The sequence below is a fragment of the Candidatus Methanoperedens nitratireducens genome (assembly GCF_900196725.1).
Lineage (GTDB): Archaea > Halobacteriota > Methanosarcinia > Methanosarcinales > Methanoperedenaceae > Methanoperedens > Methanoperedens nitroreducens_A.
This window is the reverse complement of sequence record NZ_FZMP01000216.1, coordinates 1-4,760: the sequence shown is the minus strand read 5'-3', so window position 1 is coordinate 4,760 and position 4,760 is coordinate 1. Positions and strand designations below refer to the sequence as shown.

Annotated in this window: 4 protein-coding genes; 3 read left to right on the top strand and 1 reads right to left on the bottom strand. The window is 44.2% G+C overall.

Annotated elements, in window-relative coordinates; genetic code table 11:
• Positions 1–39: 39 nt before the first annotated feature.
• Entirely contained in the window at positions 40–1,029 is a 990-nt protein-coding gene (locus MNV_RS15750) for a TolB-like translocation protein (RefSeq protein WP_143311843.1), read from the bottom strand.
• Between the two features lie 155 nt (positions 1,030–1,184).
• Here MNV_RS15750 and pscS point away from each other — a divergent pair, with 155 nt between their 5' ends.
• The 3 genes from pscS to MNV_RS15735 all read left to right on the top strand — a co-directional run bounded on the left by pscS (position 1,185) and on the right by MNV_RS15735 (position 4,382).
• Positions 1,185–2,375 (top strand): O-phospho-L-seryl-tRNA:Cys-tRNA synthase, encoded by a 1,191-nt coding sequence (gene pscS / locus MNV_RS15745; RefSeq protein WP_096206899.1) that lies wholly within the window; start codon positions 1,185–1,187, stop codon positions 2,373–2,375.
• Between the two features lie 5 nt (positions 2,376–2,380).
• The gene (locus MNV_RS15740; protein ID WP_179294029.1) at positions 2,381–3,397 is read left to right on the top strand and encodes a DUF169 domain-containing protein; all 1,017 of its coding nucleotides are present in this window, start codon (positions 2,381–2,383) and stop codon (positions 3,395–3,397) included.
• A gap of 202 nt (positions 3,398–3,599) precedes the next feature.
• Complete coding sequence (locus tag MNV_RS15735) at positions 3,600–4,382, top strand: helix-turn-helix transcriptional regulator (protein ID WP_096206897.1); 783 nt, start codon at positions 3,600–3,602, stop codon at positions 4,380–4,382.
• Positions 4,383–4,760: the final 378 nt, after the last annotated feature.

The window sequence follows — 4,760 nt, the reverse complement described above, 5'->3', positions numbered from 1 at the left end:
TTATTTTTAATGTTCAATTAATCTCTGCCTATTAAAATATTACCCCAAGAGGTCAGTGGACATTAACACTAAGTAAATGCCTCCGTCTTTTAAAGCAAGATAATGGAAAGTATCCGGTGAATCAAAGATAATATTTCCCCCTTTATCAGTAAAGATAATAGAATCATATCCTTTTCCCCTTCTTTCATCCACGACCACGAACTGCCTGCTGCCGTCAAAAACACCATAGACCACATGCCTGCCCTCCGGGCTAAAGGTCAGAGTGCCTTCTATAATACTATCATATCCGTCTTTTTTGTCCGCCAGCATGCCACCTCCGGTGTTCACTTCATTTTCCTTGTATGCCATATTCGTCTCACCCCCGTGCTTGCTATAAGAGCTGAAGGTAAGAATGTCTCTCCCTGAGCCACCATATTGCTTCTCTTTTCCATCAACCACTACAAACCAGGTTCCGTTCTCTTCGGCACCGTAGGCGACTCTCATACTATCAGGGCTGAACACGGGACTGTACTTCAGGATGTTGTCATAATGCTTTTCCTCCTTCCCATCCGCTACTACAAATAATTCTTTACCTTCCCTTGCTAAATAAGTGACCCTCTGGCTATCGGGACTGAATACAGGAGTATACCTGTCTTTCAGGATGCTGTCATACCTTTTCCCCTCTTTTCCATCCACTACCACGAACCATTTTCCACCTTCTTTTGCTGCATAAGCTGTCCTTTTGCTGTCAGGACTGAATACCGGGACATCCAAATCGATCTCATCATATCGAATATTATCTTCCCCGTCTATTACCATGGACTGTTTTTTGCCTTCATTTGCAATATACGCCACCCTATCGCTATCAGGGCTTACCTTGAAATTCTCAGGAATCCCTGAAAAAAATCCAAATTTAACGATGAGTCTTTCTGATATCACTCTGTCATTCGTATCTTCAATCTCCGGCAATCCCGATGTAGTTCCCTGCTGAACACAACCACTGATAAGAGCAATTGCAATTAAAGCGAGAATTATTAAATGGCTTTTCATACATCTATATTGTACATTTTTAATGTGCGTAATTCTGATATTTCTACTAATTCTTAACTTTATCATTTGTATAATCTTCATAATTGCCCTTTCCATTAATTTTAAGTTCATTCAGGAACTCTTTGAGCATGATTTTCAACGCGTGAGAGCAAAGCATGGACGATCTTAAAAAATATAAAAATGTCACAAGAGGCGTCTCCGATACCTACGTCAACGTACACCCCATCCAGCGCGGCGGGGTGCTGACAGCTGAGGCGCGCAAAGCACTTCTTGAGTTCGGCGACGGATACTCTGTGTGCGATTACTGCTTCGAGGCAAGGGTTGACCTTGTGGATAACCCGCCTGTCCACGATCTGACATCCGATGTAGCGGAGTTCCTGAATATGGACGACGTCAGGTTCACGGCAGGCTGCAGGCATGCGAAATGGGCGGCGATGCATATGGTATGCGAACCAGGTGATACGGTGGTGCTTGATGCGCTTGCGCACTACACGTCATATCTTGCGGCAGAGGCGAACCGGCTGAATATCGTTGAAGTACCGCATAACGGTTATCCCATGTTCGAGATCGATGTGGACGGATATGCCAGGAAATTCGAGGAAGTAGAGCAAAAGACGGGGAAACTTCCTTCGATGGCTGTGCTCACGCATGTGGATTACAGGTACGGGAACGTTGCGGATGCCGAAAAAGTTGGCAGGATATGCAAGGAATACGGTGTTCCTTTCCTGCTGAATACCGCATACTCATCCGGCATAATGCCCGTTGACGGCAAAAAGTTGCACGTGGATTTCCTGTGCGGCTCAGGGCACAAGAGCTGGGCGGCGTCTGCGCCGATAGGGATACTTGCAACTACTTATGAGTGGACAAGCAAGCTGTTCAATAAATCCACGGTCAGGGGCGACTGGAGCGGCAGGGGCTTCACGAAAAAAGAGGTCGCGCTCTTTGGCTGCTCCCCGGTGTTCGGAGCGCCGGTAGCCACGCTCATGGCATCATTCCCCTCTGTGGTAGAGAGGGTAAAGCACTGGGATGATGAGGTTAAGAAAGCGCAGTACTTCGTCAAAGAGCTTGAGAAGATAGAGGGTTTCCACCAGATGGGCACAAAACCCAAACAGCATACACTAATGAACATCGAGAGCCTGCCCCTCCACGAAATTGCCGAAAAGGACAAGCGCAGGGGATATTTCCTCTACCACGAACTAAAGAAGAGAAAGATAGTCGGGCTTCATCCCGGAATGAGCAAGAACTTTAAGATCAACACATATGGTCTGAGGCAGGAACAGGTTGAGTATGTGGCTAAAGCGTTCAGGGATATTGCAAAAGAGAACGGAATAAGAGTTGAGGATTGAGTATTGTGAAATACGCAGAACTTTCTACTAAATTCAGGAAATTCTTTGAGCTGCCATCCTCGCCGGTGGCGGTCAGGATCATGAACGAGAACACGGAGCAAAAATCCGCCAGTCAGCCTATGCGCTTTTGCGAAATGGTAAGGAGAAGCGCAGTGTACGGTGAGAGTTTTGTTTTCGGTGTAGAAGAACTCACATGCACGAGCGCCGAGCTTGCGCTGGGTTTTACCGAGCCTTCGTACGGGGAGGTCTATCCCAGGATAAAACCTGCGAATACGAAGTTAGTGAGCGTCTCGCCGCTTGAGAGGACTGAGAAAAAACCTGACGTTGTAATAGTGGTGGGAAACCCGCGCAAGATAATGCGCATCTCGACTATACTGGCGCAGTTGCATGAAAAGCGGCCTGTTGAGGCTAAATTCAAGGGCGAATTCGCCGTATGCGGTGAGTGTACAGCAATACCTTATATGGAGAAAAAAGTGAACCTTTCTCTTCTTTGCAATGGCGCAAGGATGTTCTCAGGCTACAGGGACGATGAGATCGTGCTGGGTTTTCCGCTTGACGACTTTATCCGCATCGCAGAGAGCACGGAAGAAAAAGAGATAACAAGCGCGCTGTGCGGCTGCATCATGGATGATATTCCCAAGGGCGCAGTAACGGCGATAGAGAAAATAGGGTTCGGCAAAGGCACAGACCAGTTCTTCGGGCGCTTTGGCGAAGAGATAGTAAGGCTGTACACGCCAAAAGACAAGGACGGTAAGATCGCATCGCTTACTTTGCATGTGCCAGTGAAATTCAAGGATAATGAAACAGCGTCTTCTGTGAATGAAAAAGCGCGGGAGCTACTCCAGGCGCCTCTGCTTCACAGGGTGCGCGACAACTGGGTGGATATTGCGCTTCCCATCGACCTGGGTGAGACGCTGAACCGGGCAAGTATGCGGGGTGAGAAGTTCGAGGCGCTTATCAGGGGAGGGATCGATACGATATTGAAGGAAGTGGAGAAGGTAAAGAGAAAAGCAGCCACATAAAGGTGAATCTTCTGATTTAAATTATATCCCTAAAAGAAACTTTCCCAAATTTTATGAAAATTTCAAAGCCATTGCAATGTTTTAACCAGGTTGTAATATTATGAACCGTGTGAAATATATACTGCATCTTCCATAGAAGGAGCAGGTGGTCTATAAACAAGCAGGTTGGGGAGAAAAAACGCAAACCACCACGTTTATAATTATGCCAGATCTTTTAAACATTATTTCAACATCAGATAAAAGAAAAAAGATTCTTTTGCTGTTGCGGGATGGTCCTAAAACATTAGGGGATTTCAGACGTACCCTGAGTTTCACGTCTACAGGAATGCTTCCTCAGATAAGGATACTTGAGGAACGGAATTTAGTGAAGCAAGAGGGTAAACAGTACGCACTTACTGAAATCGGGCAGGTTGTAGCAGGACATCTGGAATCTTTAGTAAAAACGGTAGAAGCTGTTGAAAAACACGAAGAATTCTGGCGGGAGCATGACGTTGGAGATATTCCATCCCATTTGCTCATGAGAATTAATGAGCTTTATGATACCCGTATAATCGAGAGCAGTACTGAAGAACTTTTTGAACCCAGTAAAGAATCCCTTGAGAATATTATAAACTCTAAGAAGATCATGGGGATATCCCCGATAGTCCACCCGGTTTATCCTGAGTTCTATTTACAACTGCTTGAGAGAGAAACCGAGGTTTCCCTGATTTTGACAAGGAAAGCGTTTGATAAACTCGAAAAGGAATACAACGACAAGCTTGCGCGCGGGTTGAGTTTTAAAAATGGGAGCCTCTATATTTCAGAAAAGGACATCAATATCGTATGTATTGCAACAGATGTCTTTTTTTCTATTTCCCTTTTCTTTAAAAACGGGGTTTTTGATTCCAGGCAGGATTTAATAAGCTTTAATAAATCAGCTATTTTATGGGGAGAAGAGCTTTTCAATTATTATAAGGAGCGCTCGGTGAAGATAGAGAGTTTATAGTTATTTTGAAATTTTACGCCTTAGATAACTTGACATTGTCACATTTCAGAACAAATCGATATCAGCTGGTGGAATTCATCAATATCGTAAATAAATTAAATTCGCTATCGGTAAGTCTAATGTGACAATGTCAAGATAATTATACGACTGTTTCATGTTTCAAACGTCTCGAAAATTACAATACCATTAAAAATTTCAATGCCGTTGTAATTTTTAATGCCGTTGAAATTTTTAACGGCATTGAAATTTTTAACGAGATTGTAATATATAAACGAAAAGTTATATATAGTCCTTGCTCCATTTAAAAAATTGGGTTGTAAACCAAGGGTGATAAGGTGAAAAATCAAAAATCTGGTCGCACTTGTATTTTGCACCTAG

Excerpts from the sequence above, each read along its gene's own strand:
- pscS (WP_096206899.1), top strand. The coding sequence starts at position 1,185 with ATGGACGATCTTAAAAAATATAAAAATGTCACAAGAGGCGTCTCCGAT.
- MNV_RS15750 (WP_143311843.1), bottom strand. The coding sequence starts at position 1,029 with ATGAAAAGCCATTTAATAATTCTCGCTTTAATTGCAATTGCTCTTATC.
- MNV_RS15735 (WP_096206897.1), top strand. The coding sequence starts at position 3,600 with ATGCCAGATCTTTTAAACATTATTTCAACATCAGATAAAAGAAAAAAG.